This window comes from Parafrigoribacterium humi, assembly GCF_040227205.1.
Classification (GTDB): Bacteria; Actinomycetota; Actinomycetes; order Actinomycetales; family Microbacteriaceae; genus Parafrigoribacterium_A; species Parafrigoribacterium_A humi.
Map to the genome: position 1 here is coordinate 218,218 of NZ_JBELOA010000003.1, position 18,237 is coordinate 236,454.

The window sequence follows — 18,237 nt, forward strand, 5'->3', positions numbered from 1 at the left end:
ACCATGACAGACGTATCGGCAGTGGGATCGACGGCGTTCTATGCCACCGCACCGACGCGAGCGCCGAAGCAGACGCTCGACAGCGAGGCGTTCATGAACCTGCTCGTGACCCAGTTGAAGAACCAGGATCCGAGCTCGCCCATGGACACCAACCAGATGATCAGCCAGACCACGCAACTCGCCATGATGGAGCAGCTCACGAGCATGAACTCGACGGGTACCGAAAGCTTCGCACTGCAGATGCGCATCGCGGCATCCGCTCTCGTCGGTCAGCAGGTCGGCTACAACGATTCCGATGGCAATCCGGTCACCGGTACCGCGAGTTCCGTGTCGTTCACGGGCAAGACGCCGACCGTGACCATCGACGGTGTCAGCGTCGCACTCGACTCCATCACCGGTGTCACCCAAGCCGCCTAATCAACCACAACAACGTCACGCACCACCCATCGAAAGGTAGAAAAATGCTTCGCTCGCTCTACTCCGGAATCTCCGGCCTTCGGTCACACCAGACCATGCTCGACGTCACGGCGAACAACATCGCCAACGTCAACACGGTCGCCTTCAAGGCGTCGTCGACCCAGTTCGAAGACACCCTCTCACAGCTCATCAAGGGCGCGAGCAGCCCGCAGGGCAACGTGGGTGGCACCAATCCGGCCCAGATCGGACTCGGCGTGAAGGTGGCGGGCATCTCAACCAACTTCGGCCAGGGCTCGACCCAGGCCACGGGCCGCGCACTCGACGTGATGATCTCCGGTGACGGATTCTTCATCACCTCCAGCGGCGGCCAGACCGCGTACACCCGCGCGGGCTCGCTCGGCTTCGACCCCAACGGGCGCCTCGTCACGCCGGACGGTGCCATCATCCAGGGGTGGTCAGCGAACAACGGCGTGATCGACACCGGCGGCCCCGTCGGTGACGTGATGCTCCCGAAGAACGCGGTCTCTCCGGCCGTCGCCACGACCACGGCGAAGGTCGGCGGCAACCTCCCGGGCGACGCAGCAACCGGCACGGTGCTCAGCCGCGACACCACCGTGTACGACGCCTCGGGCAATGCGACCCAGCTCACCGTCAACTTCACCAAGACGACGGCCGGGTGGGACGCCAGCTACAGCGACGGAGCCACTCCGCCCACCGTCACGACCACCGCCATGGTGTTCACGAACGGCAAGCTCACGAGCGGCACCTCGCTGACCGCGGGAGCCGTCGCTCTCGACCTCACCGACACGACAGGATACGCGGGCCTGACCACGGCATCCATCACCGACCAGAACGGTCGGGACGCCGGAACGCTGCAGTCGTACACGCTATCGCCGAACGGAACCCTCGTCGGGTCGTTCAGCAACGGCGCATCGCAGTCGATCGGCCAGATCGCACTGGCGACCTTCGTGAACCCCGGCGGTCTCGAGAAGGCCGGGTCGTCGTCGTACACCTCGACCTTCAACTCGGGCGCCGCACAGATCGGTGTCGCAGGCCAGAGCGGAATGGGGTCTCTCGACAGCGGCGCGCTCGAGATGTCGAACGTCGACCTCTCGCAGGAGTTCACCAACCTGATCGTCGCCCAGCGCGGCTTCCAGGCCAACGCCCGCATCATCACCACCTCCGACCAGGTGCTGCAGGAGCTGACCAACCTCAAGCAGTAGCCCGTATGGCGGGAGAAAGCGGCTGGCGGCGGGAGTTGTAACTCCCGCCGCCAGCCGCTTTCTCCCGCCACTCCTACAGGCAATCCGGCTAATGCGCCTAACGGCACGCCGGATGCGGCCGATAGTTGTCCCTGATGGCTCAGGATGAGCCTGTTTTTACAGTATCCAGGGATGGGATCATGATCGTTGTCACGCGGCTGAACGAGACTCAGTTCGCCGTCAACCCTGATCTCATAGAGCGAATCAACGCCAACCCCGATACCACTCTGATCATGGTCGACGGTGCGAAGTACATCGTCACTGAATCCATGAGAGAGATCATCGACCGCATCGCCGAGTATCGCGCACGCGTCGTCTCGCTCGCCCAGAATCTCGTGGCCACTGAGCCGCAACAGTCCAGCGTGCAGTTGGGCGTCATCCCCTTTCCCGAGCAGGCAGCCGACCCGACGGACGCAGCTTCATCACCAGAGCCATCGCGTCCTAGGAAGCTGTAATGGATCCAGCAACACTCATCGGAATCGTCGTCGCGTTCGGCGCGCTCCTCGCCATGCTCACCATGGAGGGAAGCAGCGTCACCGCGATCCTGATCCCGGCACCAATGGTGCTCGTCTTCGGTGCGACCATCGCCGTCGGCATTGCCGGAGGGACGATGAGGGACTTTCTCATCGCCCTCAGAGCGCTTCCCAGCACCTTCCGCGGCAAGACCCACGACCCGGAAGAGGTGATCGACCGGGTCGTCTCGCTGGCCGAGAAGGCGCGCAGCGAGGGACTGCTCTCGCTCGAACAGGAGGCGGACGACTCCGACGACACCTTCCTGCGCAGTGCCCTGCAGAACATCGCGGACGGTACGGACGGCGAGGATCTGCGAATCCTGCTCGAGGACGAGATCGAGACCGAGGCCAAGCTCGGGCGCACCGCGGCGAAGTTCTTCAACAGCATGGGCGGTTACGCGCCGACCATCGGGATCATCGGCACAGTCGTCTCGCTCACTCACGTACTCGAGAATCTCTCCTCGCCCGCGACCCTCGGGCCGATGATCGCCAGCGCGTTTGTCGCAACTCTGTGGGGGCTCCTCTCGGCGAACTTCCTTTGGCTGCCCATCGGCGCCCGAATGAAGCGCCTCTCCGAGCTCGAGATCGAACGCAAGACCCTGCTCATGGAGGGAGTGCTCGCCGTGCAGGCCGGAAGCCAGCCACGACTTCTCGGCGAGCGCCTGCGCGCCATGATCCCGGCAGGAAAATCCGCGTCCCCTGACAAGCCGGGCAAGACAGCCAAGTCTGCCAAGGGCGACAAAGCTGACAAAGACGACTCGGCAGCGGCATGAGTCTGCGGCCACAGCGCCGGAAACGGAGCGAAGAACCAGAGCACGACAACAGCGAACGCTGGATGGCGTCGTACATGGACATGGTCACCGTGCTCATGTGCATGTTCATCGTGCTGTTCGCGATGTCTGTCGTCGACCAGAAGAAATACGACGAGTTGCGTAACTCGCTGGCCACCGGGTTCGGAACGACCGTCTCCAAGCACATCGACATCAACGAGGGCGTCATCGTGCCCCCGGACAAGGTGGACGTCAAGGCCAAGAGCCTCGAGAACAAGAACCGCCAGCTCGCCACGATCGAGGTCACCAACCTCATCGCCCTGCGCGAGGAGATGAAGGCGAACCTCCAGGCGGCCGGTCTGAGCTCGGCTGTGCAGTTCAACATCGACGGCCGAGGGCTCACCGTGCGGCTGATCGGCTCGGAGACCTACTTCAACACGAACCGCACCGACCTGAGCTCGGTCGCCATCCGGGTGCTGGATGCCGTCGGGCCGCCTCTGAGCGCAAGCCCGTACGAGGTGTCGGTCGAGGGGCACGCGGACGAACGGCACGCCGCCTATCCGTATCCCACCAACTGGGAGCTGTCATCCGGGCGCGCGACCGGCGTGCTTCGGCACCTGGTCGAGGTCGACGGAGTCAACCCGCAGAGGATCGGCGCAGTCGGTTACGGATCGGCCAGGCCGCTCGCCACGGGGACGACTCCGGACGATCTCGCCCTCAACCGGCGAGTCGATATCGTCGTGCTCTCCGACCAGTCGGACGGCGTGCGATCACTGCTGGCGGAGGTGGACAAGGCCCTCGAAGGGACGTAGACCACAGTCCGATAGGCAATTCCTCCTTACGCCGGGGTACATCCGGCCGATAGTGCAGCTTGTGACGGTCCAGGAACAAGCGGTTAGCAGCATGCCCGCCAAGGCGAGCAAGGCAAAAACCGCGAAAGCAAGCAGGACGGTGGAGGTCTACGACTTCCGACGTCCGACGACGCTCGCACGCGAGCACTCTCGTGTGCTCGAGCTCGCGTTCGAGACGTTTGCGCGCCAATGGGGCACCCAGCTCACCGCAAAGGTGCGCGTTCTCTCCCAGGTCAGCTGCGAGCAGGTCATCATGCTCAGCTACGACGCCTACGCCGCGTCGCTCCCGCCCACGACGGCGATGGTGCTGTGCGTGCTCGAGGACATCATCCCCAAGGCGATCATCCAGTTCCCCACCTCGTCCGCGCTGGGCTGGATCGGATACATGCTCGGCGGGCACGGAGCCACGGTCGACGAGGAGCGCAAGTTCACCCAGGTCGAGCAGGCGCTCATCCGCCGGCTCATGGATGACGCCCTCGAAGACATGCGGTACTCGCTCGGCAGCCTGCTGCAGAACTCCATCCGCATGGACAGCTTCCAGTACAACTCGCAGTTCGCCCAGGCCGCCGCAACCAACGACCTGATGATCGTCGCGAGGTTCGACATCCGCGTCGGAGACGGCGTCGCCCCCGCGACCGTTGCGATCCCCGCCGAGGCGCTACTGCCCCAGCTCGGCGACACGAACCCCACCAAAACCCTCGAAGAGGCGAAGGAGCTCATGGAGGTGCAGATGGCGTGGGCACCGGTCGAGCTCGCCCTGCGCCTGGCCGTGGCAACAGTGAAGCCCAACGACATCCTGGGGCTCGCGGTCGGCGATGTCCTGCCGATCCCGCACCCACAGCACCGTCCACTCGAACTCGCCGTCGATGGCCACCTCATGGGCCACGCGGCGGTGGGAGCAAACGGCTCCCGCCTCGCCTGTGTCGTCGTCGGCACGGAGTCGTAGCCGGCACCGCATCCTCAGGCCCACTTTTCCAGCTTTACCAAGGAGACACCGTGAAGAAGTCCACCACTCTCACCCGGCAGGACGCCGCAGTAGAGTCCCTCGCAGCACTGCTGCCCAGCGCGGCCGCGGTCACCTGGGCCCTGCTCGACGACGACGCATCCGTCGCAGGCAAGGTCGGTGAGGCCGTCGTCGCCTCGTTCGTCGGCAGCACGGCCGCAGACATGGCCATCGTTCTCGCCGACTCCGACGCGCTCACCGAGGCGGCAGGCTCCGAGAGCATCGTCTCGCCCGCAGACGTGCTGCGCCCCGCCCTCGAGGCCGCGGCCCAGCACCTCGGAACCGGCGTTCTCGGGGAGGCGAGCGTCGAAGACGCCTCGTCGCTGTTCTCCGACAAGGAGACCGTCGTCTACGCGCTCAAGGCGGGCAAGGCAGCCGCGGGATGGTTCGCCATCCGTGTGCGCGAGGGTGGCGCCATCTGGGGCTCGGCCACCGACCCGCAGCGCAACGTCGCGGGCAAGCTCGGCCGCATCAGCAACGTGGAGATGGCCCTCACCGTGGAGATCGGCCGCACCAAGATGGCCGTGCGCGACGTGCTCAACCTCGAGCCCGGCGCCGTTATCGAGCTGGATCGCTCCGCCGGCTCTCCCGCAGACATCCTGTTGAACGGCCGACTCATCGCCCACGGCGAGATCGTGGTGATCGACCAGGACTACGCGGTGCGCATCACCCAGATCCTCGATGTAGCAGAGGGCATGGCCTGAACCGATGGAAACCTTCCTCGCCGGCGCTCGCGTCGTCGTCTCCCTTGTCGTCGTGCTGGGGCTGCTGTGGATGTTGCAGCGGCGCCTCACGCGCGGCTCGCGGAAGAACGCCGCGGGGCACCCCGTCACGATCGTGACGAAGCAGGCGATCTCGCCCAAGGCATCCGTCGTCATCATCGACGTCGATGGCAGCCGTCTGCTTCTGGGTGTCACGGAGCACGCTGTGAGCGTGCTGCAGACCGGGGATGTCCCCGAGCCGGCCATCGAGGCAGCACCGATCGTCGCTGCGAAGGCCTCCACCGCGAAGTCCACCGCCACCAAGGCGGTCACCGCACAGTCCGGCGCCGCGGCATTCGCCGAGTCGCTGAGCAAGGTGACGGCGGCCAAGATCACTGCGGCGAAGCCCGCAGCCAGGACCGCCACTGCAAAGACCACCGCAAAGGCTCCCGCGAAGGCCACCGCGGCAAAGACCACCACGAAGAAGAACCCCGACCTCGCCCCCGTCGCCGCGTTCACCGGCCAGGGTCCGCTCGCCGGATCGATCCTCTCCCCCACCACCTGGAAGCAGCTGGGCGCAACCATTCGGCGGGGCCGGTGACCTTCTTCGACGTGCACGATGCGCGGTCACACCGCCGTTGGACGACCGCGCGCTGGACCGTGGCAATCGCCCTCGTGCTCATGTCGGTCGTCGTCATCGTGCTGGTCACCGCAACGGCGGGTCATGCCGCGCCGCTCGCGCCCACTGACCCGACGCCGCCGGTTGACCCATCGACACCGTCACCAACGGACGGCCTCGGCGGAGTCTCGCTTCAGATCAACGGCCCGAACGGTGGACCGTCGAGCTCGATCATCACGCTCATCGGCATCACCTTCCTTTCAGTCGCGCCCGCTCTCCTGCTCATGATGACCTCGTTCACGAAGATCTTCGTGGTGCTCGCGATCACGCGTAACGCGCTCGCGCTTCCGTCGATCCCGCCGAACCAGGTACTCGCCGGACTCGCGCTCTTCCTGACGCTGTTCATCATGGGACCGGTGATCGCCGACATCAACAACCTCGGCATCCAGCCCTACCTGCACGGCACGCTCTCGTTCAACGATGCGCTCGCCGCCGGCTCCGAGCCACTGCGCCACTTCATGCTCGCCCATACGAAACAGGAAGACATCGCGCTCATGACGCGCTCGGCCGGGCTTGCCAACCCCGCGACGCCCGCATCCGTTCCGATGCTCACGCTCATTCCGGCGTTCATGATCTCCGAACTGCGCTCGGCCTTCATCATCGGCTTCGTGATCTTCGTGCCGTTCCTGGTGATCGACATCGTCGTGGCCGCCGCACTCATGTCCATGGGCATGATGATGCTCCCGCCGGTCATGATCTCGCTGCCGTTCAAGATCCTTCTCTTCGTGCTGGTCGACGGATGGGGCCTCATCATCACCTCGCTCATCAGCAGTTATCGAGGTGGAGGATGAACACCAACGCCGTTCTGGACATTGCCATGCAGGGTGTTCTCATCTCGGCGAAGCTCGCAGCGCCCATCCTCATCACGGCGCTCGTCGTCGGGTTCGCGATCTCGCTCATGCAGTCGATCACCCAGATCCAGGAAGTCACGCTCTCGTTCGTGCCGAAGGCAGTCGCCGTCGGTATCGCCCTGGTCATCTGCGGCAACTGGATGATCTCGGAAATGGTCACATTCACTCAAGGATTGTTCGCGTCGATTCCCAATCTGCTCGGGGGTTGACGTGAACATTCCGCTGAACCTCGACTGGCTGGAGGCGACCTCACTCGCCGCGGTGAGGATCACCGCCTTCCTGTTCATCGCGCCACCATTCTCGTACCGGGCCATCCCGGCGAGGATCAAGGCGATGATCGCGATCGGGCTCTCGCTTGCCGTGTCGCCCGCCGTCACGCCGCACTACAAGATGCTCGAGACCGCGGACTATCTCATGGCGCTCGTGCTCGAGATCGTCGTGGGGGCCGTACTCGGCCTGCTCGTCATGCTCGTGTTCGCCGCCATCCAGTCCGCTGGCGGCCTCGTCGACATGTTCGGTGGCTTCCAGATGGCCCAGGGCTTCGACCCGCTCTCGATGATCAACGGTGCCCAGTTCACCAGACTCTTCCAGATGACCGCGCTCGCCCTCATGTTCTCCTCCGGCGCGTACCAGATCATCATCGGGGGGCTCAACCGCAGTTTCAGCGCCTTCCCGCTCGGCGGCGGAATCGACCTCACCAACCCCGTCTCCGCAATGACCGCCGGGATCACCCAGATGTTCCTCGCGGCGGTGCAGATCGCGGGCCCGCTGCTCGTCGTCCTCTTCCTCGCGGATGCCGGCCTCGGCCTGCTCACGAGGGTCGCCCCCGCGCTCAACGCCTTCACCATGAGCTTCCCGATCAAGATCCTGCTGACTCTCACCCTGGTCGGCGTCATCTTCGTCGCACTCCCCGGCATCGTTGCCACCCTGACCGGGCAGGCGATCAAGGTCATCGGGGGGGTGGGCTAGATGTCAGATTCGGGTTCGCAGGAGCGCACAGAAAACGCGACCCAGAAGCGGATGAAGGAGGTCCGCTCCAAGGGCCAGCTCTCCAAGTCGCAGGATCTCACCGCCTGGCTCGGCGTCGCAGCCGCTGGGGTCATGCTGCCGCTCACCCTCTCCAACGGAACCAAGGCAGGCACGGAACAAATGCTCAACATCGGGAAGATCGCGGCAGAGCCCTCCCCCGACCTCGCCCAGCGCATCCTGGGCGAGGGGATGCAGTCGGTGCTGGCGACCCTCGGGCCGCTGCTCGCCGCGGTCGCCATCATCATCCTGCTGGGCTCTGCAGTGCAGGGCGGAATCCACTTCAAGAAGTTCGAGGGCAAGTTCGAACAGTTCAACCTCGTCAACGGCGTCAAGCGCGTCTTCGGAACCCAGGCCCTGTGGGAGGGCCTGAAGTCGGTGATCAAGACCGCGGTGGTCGGCATCGTGCTCCTCGTCGTCGTGCAGGGCCTCATGCCTGTGCTCATGGGTGCGGGAGGGCTGCCGGTCTCCGCACTGTTGGATGCCGCGAGCTCCGGCACGGGGGCGCTCATCCAGTTCGCGGTCGTCGCCGGTCTCGGCCTCGCTGCAGCCGACCTCTTCGTGGTGATGAAGCGCAACCAGAAGAAGACCAAGATGAGCAAGAAAGAGGTCAAGGACGAGGCGAAGAACACGGATGGCGACCCGCTCATCAAATCGCAGCGCCGCTCCCGGCAACTCACGATGAGCCGTAACCGCATGATGGCCGGAATCGCCACCGCGGACGTCGTGGTCGTCAACCCGACCCACATCGCCGTCGCCCTGAAGTACGAGCCGGGCAAGTCCGCACCGCGCGTGGTCGCGAAGGGACAGGGCGAGGTCGCCGCACGCATCCGCGCGAAGGCCGAGGAGGAGGGCGTGCCGATGGTGCGCGACATCCCGCTCGCCCGTGCCATCCACGCCGCCTGCGAGATCGGCCAGGAGATCCCGGAGGAGCTCTACGACGCCGTCGCTCGCGTGCTCGCCTTCGTCATGGCCCTGCACAAGCGCGGCACAGCATCCGGCGTGCACACGATGAGCCCCCAGAAACCGCCACCGCCGCGCGCAGTGGCCCCCAGACAACTCACGAGCACCACCCACTGACCGCGGGAGAGAAGAAATGAAACGCAATCTGACATTGATGGCCGTGCCGGTCGGCGTGGTCGGCATCATCCTGCTGCTCGTGGTGCCGATCCCCGCGTGGATCCTCGACTTCCTCATCATCATCAACATCCTGTTCGCGCTCATCATCCTGCTCACGAGCATGTTCGTGAAGAAGCCGCTGGACTTCTCGGTGTTCCCGTCGCTGCTGCTCGTGGCCACGCTGTTCCGGCTCGGCCTCAATGTCGCATCCACCCGCCTCGTGCTCGGCCAGGGCTACGCGGGCCAGGTGATCGCGTCCTTCGGCCACGTCGCGGTCGGCGGGTCGCTCATCATCGGCGCGGTCATCTTCCTGATCCTCGTGGTCATCCAGTTCGTCGTCGTCACCAAGGGTGCCGAGCGCGTCGCGGAGGTCGGCGCAAGGTTCACCCTCGACGCCATGCCCGGTAAGCAGATGGCGATCGACGCCGACCTCAACGCCGGCCTCATCACCGACGACCAGGCCAGGCACCGCCGGGCCGAGGTGTCCGCAGAAGCAGACTTCTACGGAGCAATGGACGGTGCATCCAAGTTCGTCAAGGGTGACGCGATCGCCGGCCTCGTCATCATCATCATCAACGTCGTCGGCGGTATCGCCATCGGTATGGTGCAGCGCGGCATGGACATCGGCGACGCCGTCAGCACCTACACGCTGCTGACCATCGGCGACGGTCTCGTCACGCAGATCCCCGCGCTGCTCATGGCAGTCTCCACCGGCATGATCGTCACGCGCTCGAGCGCGGAGAACGACCTCGGCTCCGCGGCGGGCAAGCAGCTCACCCAGTCGCGTACCGCTCTGATGATCGCCGGATGCGCGGCCATCGTCATGGGCTTCATCCCGGGCATGCCGCTGCTCGCGTTCGTCACCGTCGGCGTGTTCCTCATCTTCGCATCGCAGCGCATCAAGGCCTCCGAGAAGGCAAAGCAGGCGGCGAAGGAGATCGCGGAGACAACGGCGCGCGCCCCCGAGACCGAGACGACGGATGCGCTCATCGAGGAGATGCGCGTGCACGCCCTCGAGATCCTGCTGGCCCCCGATCTCGTGGACATCGTGTCCGGCACCTCGGACGACCTGCTCGCGAGGGTGCGCGCGCTCAGGCGCAAGATCGCGCTCGAGCTCGGCATCGTCGTGCCGCCGGTGCGCACGCGGGACAGCGTCGACCTTCCGTCGGGCAGCTACATGATCCGCATCGCCGGAGTCGAGGCGGGCCAGGGGCTCGCCCCGGGCGGCAAGGTGCTGGCGCTCGGCGATGCCCTGGACACCCTCCCCGGTGCCGCGACGGTCGAGCCCGTCTTCGGCCTCGCCGGAAAGTGGATTCCGAGTGAGATGCGGCACAGCGCCGAGCTCACCGGCGCCACCGTGATCGACCGGGTGTCCGTGCTCGTCACGCACCTCTCCTCGCTCATCACGAACAATGCGGCGCGACTGCTGACCCGTGAGGACGTTCGCGTGCTCACGGAGGGGGTCAAGCACGTCAGCCCGTCCGCCGTCGACGAACTCGTGCCGAACGTGCTCTCCCTCGCGGAGATCCAGCGAGTACTGCAGGGACTCCTCGCCGAGCAGGTCTCGATCAACGACCTGCCCCGCATCTACGAGGCGCTCTCGCTGCGCGCGAAGGTGTCCACCGATCCGGAAGGTCTCATCGAGACCGCCAGGCAGGCACTCGGACCGGCCATCACGGCGAAGTACATGGATGGCCCGCTCCTGCGGGTGATCATGATCGACCCCGGTGTGGAGCAGTCCATGCTCGAGGGAATGCGCCAGACCGACGCCGGAACCCAGATCATGATGGACCAGAACACCATCGAGTCCGTGCTGAACTCTGTCAAGGATTCGCTCTCCACTGCGGAGGCGACTGGGCAGGATGTCGTGCTCGTCTGCGCCCCGGCCCTGCGCGCGGCGGTGCGCAGGCTCGTCTCCGCCCAGTCGGGGGGACTACCGGTGCTGTCGTATCAAGAAGTAACCTCGTCTAACGCACAGATTGAGACCGTGGGGGTGGTTCGTGTCGCCGCGATTGCTGCAGCTTGATGGCACATCGCTCGAAGAGCTGAAGGCGAAGGTACTCGCCGAACACGGTACCCGTGCGCGCGTCGTCTCGGTCGAGACGATCACCACGGGAGGCATCGGCGGATTCTTCGGTCACCGTCACTATGAGATGACCGTCGAGGTGCAGGACGAGCCAGAGACTCCCCTGCACTACGGGCAGGTGCACGAGCCGCGGGAGGAGCCTGCGCCGTCGTCGGCCGCCGCATCCGCCACAATCCCGCGCTCCACGACACCGCCCGCGGGCACCGCACGAGCGACACCGATGCACCCGATGAAGACCGGCCTCGACGCCCTGCTCGATGACGCAGACGGCGAAGACACCGTGAGCTACCAGCAGCCGAACGACGGCTTTCCCGTGTCGACGTCCTCCCGGGAATTCGCGAACATCCTCGACGAGCTCGAGTCCGTCACGGCCGTTCCCACACCGAACGAACCCCCGAAGCCCCTGCCGGTGCCCGGGCTCCTCTCATCGCAGGGCGACATGGTCATCGTGATCGGGCTCGGCCAGGACGCTCTCCCCGTGGCGAAGAAGATGGCGCAGGCCGTCGGGCGGGCCGAGATCACGACCTCGGGAACCCTCGACGCGACCGGCCTCGCGCGGGTCGCCGATCGTCGCGATGCCCTGCTCGCGCGCGCCCGAGGCGTCGAACGCCGCGAGACCCTGTTCGTCGCCGTCGGCATCACGAGCGGCGGAGCCCATGCGTCCTCTCAGGCCACGGCGATCGCGCAGCTGCGCGGCGACCAGATCTGGGCCGTCGTCGACGCCTCCCGCAAACAGGAGGACACGGCGCGCTGGATCCGCAAGGTCTCCAGTGTCGTGCAGCTGGATGCCGTGGTCGGCATCCAGCACGACGCAACGATGACTCCGGAAACAGTCAATACGCTTGGCCTGCCTGTGACGTGGGAATACGGCAGTTAGGTAGGCTTACCGGGTGCTGGTGTTGACACGCAAGGCCGGGGAGCGGGTGCTCATCGGCGACGATATCGTCATCACCATCCTCGACACCCGAGGTGACGGCATCCGTATAGGCATCGATGCACCCCGAGGGGTGAACATCCAGCGCGACGAGATCGTGCGCGCGGTGAGCGAGGCCAACGTCGAGGCGACCCATGCGGCCAGTGACGCTGAGGCACGCCTCAAGGCCGCGCTCGGCCTCGGCCCGGATGTCGCCCCGGCGCCGCCCGCAGCCGCACCCCCCGCGGTCGCACCGAAGGCGACGGGACCGAAGGCTGCCAGCCCGAAGCCCACCCCGAACGCCGTGCCGCGCCCGCCTGCACAGCACTAATCCGCGCATCCGCCGCGCCCACGGCAAAACTCAGCCGCGCGACGCGGCTCGGGATCCGCGCCGCACGTAATTCTCCTATTCCCCGGCTTTTCTTGCTCTCGGCTACGAACCGACCCGGTCGAATGGAACGATCTGCGAATGTCGACCACCCCGAAGTTCCACGTCGTCGACCCCGGGCAGGCGCAATATCGCGGTGGTAGCCATCGGCACTTCGACATCGACATGGAGCCCGTCTTCTGACAGACGCCAGTCCACCGCGACACGTCCGTGCGGAGTGACGAGCGACGCAGACGCCCAGCTCAGATCGCCTCCAGGCTGGGGCGCCAGGAGGATCCTGGAGTATCCGGGCTCAAGAGGCGAGATACCGCCGATGGTGCGGTGCATCCAATCGGCGACTCCACCCAACGCGTAGTGGTTGAAGCTGGTCATCTCGCCCGGGTTGATGCTGCCGTCCGGCAACATCGAGTCCCACCGCTCCCAGACCGTCGTCGCGCCCATCGTCACCGAATAGAGCCAGGACGGATTCTCGCGCTCCAGGAGCAGCCGATAGGCGACATCCACATGCCCCGTCATCGAGAGGGCATCGGTGATAAACGGCGTGCCCGCGAAACCGGTCGAGATACGGTACTTCGCCTGCGCGGTGAGTTCGGCGAGCCGTTCGCCCGCCGACACGAGATCCTCGCCTTCGACGAGACCGAACACGATCGCCAACGCATAGACCGTCGTACTGTCGCTGAGGATGCGGCCCTCACGCACGTAGTGCTCCTGGAACGCCGTCTTCATCCGAGAAGCCAGCGCCTCGAACTCCCTGCGCTCCGACTCGTGACCAAGCACGGCGGCGGCGCGCGCCGTGAGGAGAACCGAGCGGTATCCACAGGCGGTGGCGACGACGTATGGGTCGGCCTTGACCTGATCCGGCGCCTCGGGCGGCGCATCGGGATCCAACCAGTCTCCGAACTGGTAGCCGGTATCCCACAGGCCGGGAGTGGACATGGCACCCTCGATCGCGCGAACATGCGCGGTCATCGAGCCGAACTGCGCCTCGAGCACACGCTCATCTCCGTACGCCTGATACAGATCCCACGGCACCCAGACGCCGGCGTCGCCCCACAGCGCGGTTGGCGCGGTGCCGTCACCGTGCCGCGACACGCCACCGAAGTACTTGATCGCATCGGGGACGACGAACGGGATGATTCCGTTCGCGTGGCGCTGCTCCTCAGTCAGGTCGGCCAGCCAGTCGCTGAGGAAGGCTTCGACGTCGTACAGGTAGGCCGCCGTCGGAGCGAACGCCGCGATGTCGCCGGTCCATCCTAGGCGCTCATCGCGCTGCGGGCAGTCGGTCGGCACGTCGACGAAGTTGCCACGCATCCCCCAGACTACATTCTGATGGAAGCGATTGAGGAGTGGATCCGAGCACTCGAAAGTCCCGATCCGTTCGAGATCCGACCCGATGACGACTGCTGTGAGCTGATCGGCGCGCAGTTCACCGGGCCATCCCGTGATCTCGGCGTAGCGGAATCCGTGAAAGGTCAGTGTGGGCTCGAAGACATCCTCCCGTCCGCTCAGGATGTATCGATCGGTGGCGGCGGCGCTGCGAAGGGGACGCGTCCCGAGTTCATCGTTCTCAAGCACCTCTGCGTGACGAACGACGATCTCCGCTCCCTCGGGACCCTGCACCGTCAGACGCACCCAGCCGACGAGGTTCTGGCCGAAGTCGATCAACGTGTGCCCGGACGGCGAGGTCCAGATCCGCTCGACCGCCACCTCCTGTTGCCGTACGACCTTCGGACCGATGTAATCGGTGAGCGCGTCGAGCGAGTGGTCTAGCACCTCGACGGCTGTCCAGCCTGCCCCCTCGAAACCCGGACGCTGCCAGTCGTCGCTGCGACGACGCGCATCGATCGTCTCGCCTCCGTATAGATCGTTCTCCACTACGGACGACGGACCAGACTGCCAGGATCCGTCGGAAGCGATCCGCTGGACGGCACCGTCGTCGAAGACGATGGTCAGCTCGGCGAAACCGGCCAGCCGGTCCCCATAGAGGGCACGTCGGCCGGTCCATCCGAGGCGGCCGCGGAACCACCCATTGCCGAGCGCAAGTCCGAGCACGTTCCTCTCGGCGATCCGATCGGTCACGTCGTACCGGGCAACACGAATACGCCATTCGTAACTGGACCAACCCGGCGTCAACAGATCGCCGGACACCGCACGGCCGTTCAGGGAGGCCTCGACGACGCCCAAGGCCGTCACCGCCAGCTCGGCGGATCGAATGGCACCGTGGCCTCGATCCAGCGAGAACTCGCGGCGGAGCAATGGTGCTCCGTCGAACTCCTCGGTCGAAGAGATAAAGCGTGCATGCCAGGTCATGGCGTCCTTTCGTGGGTGGTTCGGAGAAGCTTGATCAGCCCTTGATGGCACCGCTGGTGAGGCCAGCGACGATCTGGCGGTTGAAGGCGATGTAGAGCACAAGCGGCGGGATCGTGATCAGCAGCACGTCCATGAAGAGCAGGTTGTACTCGCTGAGGCTCTGGCTCTGGAAGTTGTAGAGAGTGAGCTGCACTGTGGCCAGGTCGTTGCCTGGCAGGAAGTACAACGGGTTCTGAAAATCGTTGAAGACAGTGACCGATTGCACGACGATGACCGTCACGATCACCGGGCGCAGGAGCGGCAGCACCACTCGGAAGAAGAGCCGAATCGGCCCTGCCCCGTCGATCGTCGCTGCTTCATCGAGCTCACGTGGGATCGTGGCCACGAAGGCTTGGAACAACAAGATGGAGAAAGACAGCCCGAACGTCGCCTCGACGAGCACTCCGCTGGAAAGGGTTTTGAAAATCCCAAGACCCTGCAACACCCAGATCGTCGGCACGACGGCCGGCGGCACAATGAGCCCGGCGAGCACGAAGAAGTTGATCACAGGATTCAATCGCGTCCGCTTGCGCTGCAGCACATAACCGACCATGGCGGCAAACACGACCATGATCACGACGCTGCCAACGGTCAGAATGATCGAGTTGATGAAGGCCGTGATGATGATGCCGTCGTTGGACTGAAGCACCGCGACCAGGTTGTCCCAGAACATCCAGTGCACCGGCAGCTCGAAGTTCATGCTGGACGCTTCGGCAGGGCTCTTCGCGGCTTGGATCACGATGAAGGCGAACGGGATGAGGAAGACGACCACCGAGACGAGGATGGCGATGATGCCGACCGTCCAGCGTCGCACGCTCAGACGGCGGCTCACAGGTCGACCTCCCGTCGGTTGATGTACCGCGAGATCGGCACCATGATCGCGGTCACCACGATGAACAGCACGACATTGCCCGCGGTCGACAGGCCGAAGAAGCCGGCTTGGTATTGCTTGTAGATAACGGAGGCGATCACGTCGCTGGCAAATCCGGGACCACCGTTCGTAGTGGCCCAGATGATGTCGAAGGAACGCAGGCCTCCGATCAGCGAGAGGATGATGACGGTCCCCATCGCCGGACGCGAGAGCGGCAGCGTGATCGACCTGAAAAGCTCCCAGGATGATGCACCGTCCATTTTGGCTGCCTCGTAGTACTCCTGTGGGATCGCGACGATCCCCGCCATGAAGATCAGCGTGGCGATGCCGACGCCTTTCCAGACGTCGACTCCGGCGATGGTCCACAGGGCCATATTCGGATCGGTGAACCAGCCGGGCTGCGGCAAGTGGAGCATCCCAAGGAACGCGTTGACCACGCCGTGGAAAGGGTCGAGCAGAGACTTGAACACGAAGCCGATCCCAATGGTCGACACGATCGCCGGGAAGAAAACGACGGCGCGGAGGTAGCCGCGTCCGAGGATCGGGGAGGTCAGCAACAGTGCAAGGGCAAGACCAAGGACCACCTTGGCGGCCGAGGTGGCGAACCCGTATTCGAAGGTGTGGATGAATCCGTTGATCAGCTGCGGGTTCTGGAAGAACTGCAGGAAGTTGTCGAAACCGATGAACGTCGCGTCGAACAGCGACCAGCGCGTCAGAGAGAAATAGAAGGACGCGAAGGTGGGCAGTGCGAAGAACACCACGTAGAGGGCGATCGCGGGGATGAAGAACCACGAGGGATAGAGGCTGCGCCGTCCGCGCGGGCGCCCGTCCCTCCTGGGTGGCGCAGCGACGGCCTGCGCGGGGGTGGCTGTAGTAGTCATGACGAAGAGTGCTCCTCACCGAGCGGGGACCGCAGGGACCGGCCGGTGAGAGCCGGCCCCTGCGGATTCGAGATGTGAACTGTTACCAGCCCTTGATGCCCAGCTGCTGGGCTTGCGCCTTCACATCCTGGTCGTAGAGGGCAGCGCCTTGCTCGGCTGTCGCCTGACCGGTACCGACCTCGATGAGGATCTTCTCCAGGTTCGGGCCCTTGATGGGCGAGAGGAACTCAAGCGCCAGACCGGTGTTTCCGTCGTCCTGATACTTCTGCTCCTGCTTCACCAGGGTTGGGACATCAGACGGCAGGGTGCAGGCCGTGGTGGCGAACGGTCCCGTCGGTAGCTGTGCACCGGCCTGGATCTCGCAACCGGCCTTGCTGTTCGCGAAGGCGACGAACTTCTTCGCGGCCGCCAGCTTCGCATCCTTGGTCGTCTTCGGGATGTAGAGTGCATTCGGCTCCCACACCGTCATGTGAGGCGTCGAACCGTCGTTCGTCGGAATCGCGAAGTAGCCGATGTCGTTGACCTGGTCTGGATTGCTCTGCTGCACATTGCCCAGCACGGTGGTGATCATCGGGTACTGAGCTGCGGTGCCCTCCGCCAGTTCCTTGAGACCGTTGGCGTTGGTCAGCGACGCGTAGTCCTCGTTCACTAGGCCGGCCTTGAAGACATCCTCGGTGTACTGGAAGCCCCGGAGGCCGGGCTGCTTAGCGTACTTGGCATCTGCCTTGTTCGCGGTGTAGTCGGCAGCCCAGGTCTTGTCCTTGGCACTGACGTTGGCAAAGTCGGCGAGCACGAAGAGCTGACTGGTCCAGGTGTCACCGAAGGTCTGCAGGATCGGAACGATGCCCGCTGCTTTGATCTTCTGGCTGTTCGAGATGAAGTCGTCCCACGTCGTAGGCACCTTCAGCCCGAGCTTGTCGTAGACCTTGGTGTTGTACATGATGCCGCCCGAGAAGCTGGTGCCCCACGGTGCCCCGTAGAAGGCACCCTTGGTCGTTCCCGACACACTGGCCTTGAAGTCATCGGTGACATCCTTCGCCCAGGATTCGCCCGACAGGTCAACCAGGGTCTGGTCCGGGTGATCTCCCTGGATCTGCGATCCGCTGTTGTACTGGAACACATCTTCCATGTCGCCGGTCGCCAGCTTGGTCTTCACGATATTGTCGCCGTCCGCGCCCTGGGCTCGAGACTCGACCTTGACGGTGATGTTCGGGTTGGCCTTCTCGAAAGCTGCGACGAGCTTGGCCGCGGTTGCGGTGGTGTTTGGTGCATTGTCGACCAGGTAGGTGATCGTGATCTTGCCGTTGCTGCTTGCACCGCTTCCGGCGGAGCAGCCGACGAGTGCCAACGCAGTGGCGGCCACGACCGCCCCGACGATGAGTCCCCGCCTCTTGAGTCCTCGCTGAATCAAGTTCCTTAACCTCTCTGTAAGTCCTCGGCACCATCGCCAAGGTGATTTTGTAGATTGATCTACAAAATGTGTAGAACAGTCTACGAAGTCAGGACTATACACGCGTCGCCACCGCACCACAACCATCCGGCGAGACTGACGCAGGAA

General features: G+C 64.7%; 19 protein-coding genes. 15 read left to right on the plus strand and 4 right to left on the minus strand.

Translation table 11 applies throughout. From position 1 onward, the window contains the following. Window positions 1-3: 3 nt before the first annotated feature. The 15 genes from ABUA28_RS07840 to ABUA28_RS07910 all read left to right on the plus strand — a co-directional run bounded on the left by ABUA28_RS07840 (window position 4) and on the right by ABUA28_RS07910 (window position 12,521). A complete protein-coding gene (locus ABUA28_RS07840; protein WP_349903482.1) occupies window positions 4-417 on the plus strand; it encodes a flagellar hook assembly protein FlgD in 414 nt (137 codons plus the stop codon). 44 nt (window positions 418-461) lie between these two features. Then, the gene (locus ABUA28_RS07845) at window positions 462-1,640 is read left to right on the plus strand and encodes a flagellar hook protein FlgE (RefSeq protein WP_349903483.1); all 1,179 of its coding nucleotides are present in this window, start codon (window positions 462-464) and stop codon (window positions 1,638-1,640) included. Window positions 1,641-1,819: 179 nt separating this feature from the next. After that, window positions 1,820-2,134 (plus strand): flagellar FlbD family protein, encoded by a 315-nt coding sequence (locus ABUA28_RS07850; RefSeq protein WP_349903484.1) that lies wholly within the window; start codon window positions 1,820-1,822, stop codon window positions 2,132-2,134. After that, entirely contained in the window at window positions 2,134-2,964 is an 831-nt protein-coding gene (locus ABUA28_RS07855; protein WP_349903485.1) for a motility protein A, read from the plus strand. The genes ABUA28_RS07850 and ABUA28_RS07855 overlap by 1 nt, the downstream gene beginning before the upstream one ends. Further along, entirely contained in the window at window positions 2,961-3,773 is an 813-nt protein-coding gene (locus ABUA28_RS07860) for an OmpA/MotB family protein (protein WP_349903486.1), read from the plus strand. The genes ABUA28_RS07855 and ABUA28_RS07860 overlap by 4 nt, the downstream gene beginning before the upstream one ends. Before the next feature lie 91 nt (window positions 3,774-3,864). Then, complete coding sequence (locus ABUA28_RS07865) at window positions 3,865-4,758, plus strand: flagellar motor switch protein FliM (protein WP_349903487.1); 894 nt, start codon at window positions 3,865-3,867, stop codon at window positions 4,756-4,758. Window positions 4,759-4,808: 50 nt separating this feature from the next. Further along, window positions 4,809-5,519, plus strand: a complete 711-nt coding sequence (fliN, locus tag ABUA28_RS07870; RefSeq protein ID WP_349903488.1) for a flagellar motor switch protein FliN — start codon at window positions 4,809-4,811, stop codon at window positions 5,517-5,519. A 4-nt stretch (window positions 5,520-5,523) separates the two neighbouring features. After that, entirely contained in the window at window positions 5,524-6,117 is a 594-nt protein-coding gene (locus ABUA28_RS07875) for a flagellar biosynthetic protein FliO (protein ID WP_349903489.1), read from the plus strand. A gap of 80 nt (window positions 6,118-6,197) precedes the next feature. After that, window positions 6,198-6,986: a flagellar type III secretion system pore protein FliP gene (gene fliP, locus ABUA28_RS07880; protein WP_349903572.1), complete on the plus strand. Its 789-nt coding sequence runs from the start codon at window positions 6,198-6,200 to the stop codon at window positions 6,984-6,986. Then, window positions 6,983-7,255, plus strand: coding sequence for a flagellar biosynthetic protein FliQ (locus ABUA28_RS07885; RefSeq protein WP_349903490.1), 273 nt, complete (start codon window positions 6,983-6,985; stop codon window positions 7,253-7,255). The genes fliP and ABUA28_RS07885 overlap by 4 nt, the downstream gene beginning before the upstream one ends. A 1-nt stretch (window position 7,256) precedes the next feature. Then, entirely contained in the window at window positions 7,257-8,015 is a 759-nt protein-coding gene (locus tag ABUA28_RS07890) for a flagellar biosynthetic protein FliR (protein ID WP_349903491.1), read from the plus strand. Further along, window positions 8,016-9,152, plus strand: coding sequence for an EscU/YscU/HrcU family type III secretion system export apparatus switch protein (locus tag ABUA28_RS07895; protein WP_349903492.1), 1,137 nt, complete (start codon window positions 8,016-8,018; stop codon window positions 9,150-9,152). Between the two features lie 16 nt (window positions 9,153-9,168). Continuing rightward, window positions 9,169-11,217 carry a flagellar biosynthesis protein FlhA gene (locus ABUA28_RS07900; protein ID WP_349903493.1) on the plus strand — a complete coding sequence of 683 codons (2,049 nt, stop codon included), beginning with the start codon at window positions 9,169-9,171 and terminating at the stop codon, window positions 11,215-11,217. Further along, window positions 11,192-12,154 (plus strand): hypothetical protein, encoded by a 963-nt coding sequence (locus tag ABUA28_RS07905; protein ID WP_349903494.1) that lies wholly within the window; start codon window positions 11,192-11,194, stop codon window positions 12,152-12,154. Before ABUA28_RS07900 ends, ABUA28_RS07905 begins: the two co-directional genes overlap by 26 nt. Window positions 12,155-12,167: 13 nt before the next feature. Further along, window positions 12,168-12,521 (plus strand): carbon storage regulator, encoded by a 354-nt coding sequence (locus ABUA28_RS07910; protein WP_349903495.1) that lies wholly within the window; start codon window positions 12,168-12,170, stop codon window positions 12,519-12,521. A 102-nt stretch (window positions 12,522-12,623) separates the two neighbouring features. On the opposite strand, the gene ABUA28_RS07915 is transcribed toward ABUA28_RS07910, so the two are convergent. The 4 genes from ABUA28_RS07915 to ABUA28_RS07930 form a co-directional block, all read right to left on the minus strand. Continuing rightward, on the minus strand, window positions 12,624-14,888 hold the full coding sequence (locus ABUA28_RS07915; protein ID WP_349903496.1) for a family 78 glycoside hydrolase catalytic domain: 2,265 nt from the start codon (window positions 14,886-14,888) through the stop codon (window positions 12,624-12,626). 34 nt (window positions 14,889-14,922) lie between these two features. Beyond that, window positions 14,923-15,759 (minus strand): carbohydrate ABC transporter permease, encoded by an 837-nt coding sequence (locus ABUA28_RS07920; protein WP_349903497.1) that lies wholly within the window; start codon window positions 15,757-15,759, stop codon window positions 14,923-14,925. Continuing rightward, window positions 15,756-16,679 (minus strand): carbohydrate ABC transporter permease, encoded by a 924-nt coding sequence (locus ABUA28_RS07925; protein WP_349903498.1) that lies wholly within the window; start codon window positions 16,677-16,679, stop codon window positions 15,756-15,758. Before ABUA28_RS07925 ends, ABUA28_RS07920 begins: the two co-directional genes overlap by 4 nt. A gap of 82 nt (window positions 16,680-16,761) precedes the next feature. Beyond that, entirely contained in the window at window positions 16,762-18,090 is a 1,329-nt protein-coding gene (locus ABUA28_RS07930; protein ID WP_349903499.1) for an ABC transporter substrate-binding protein, read from the minus strand. Window positions 18,091-18,237: the final 147 nt, after the last annotated feature.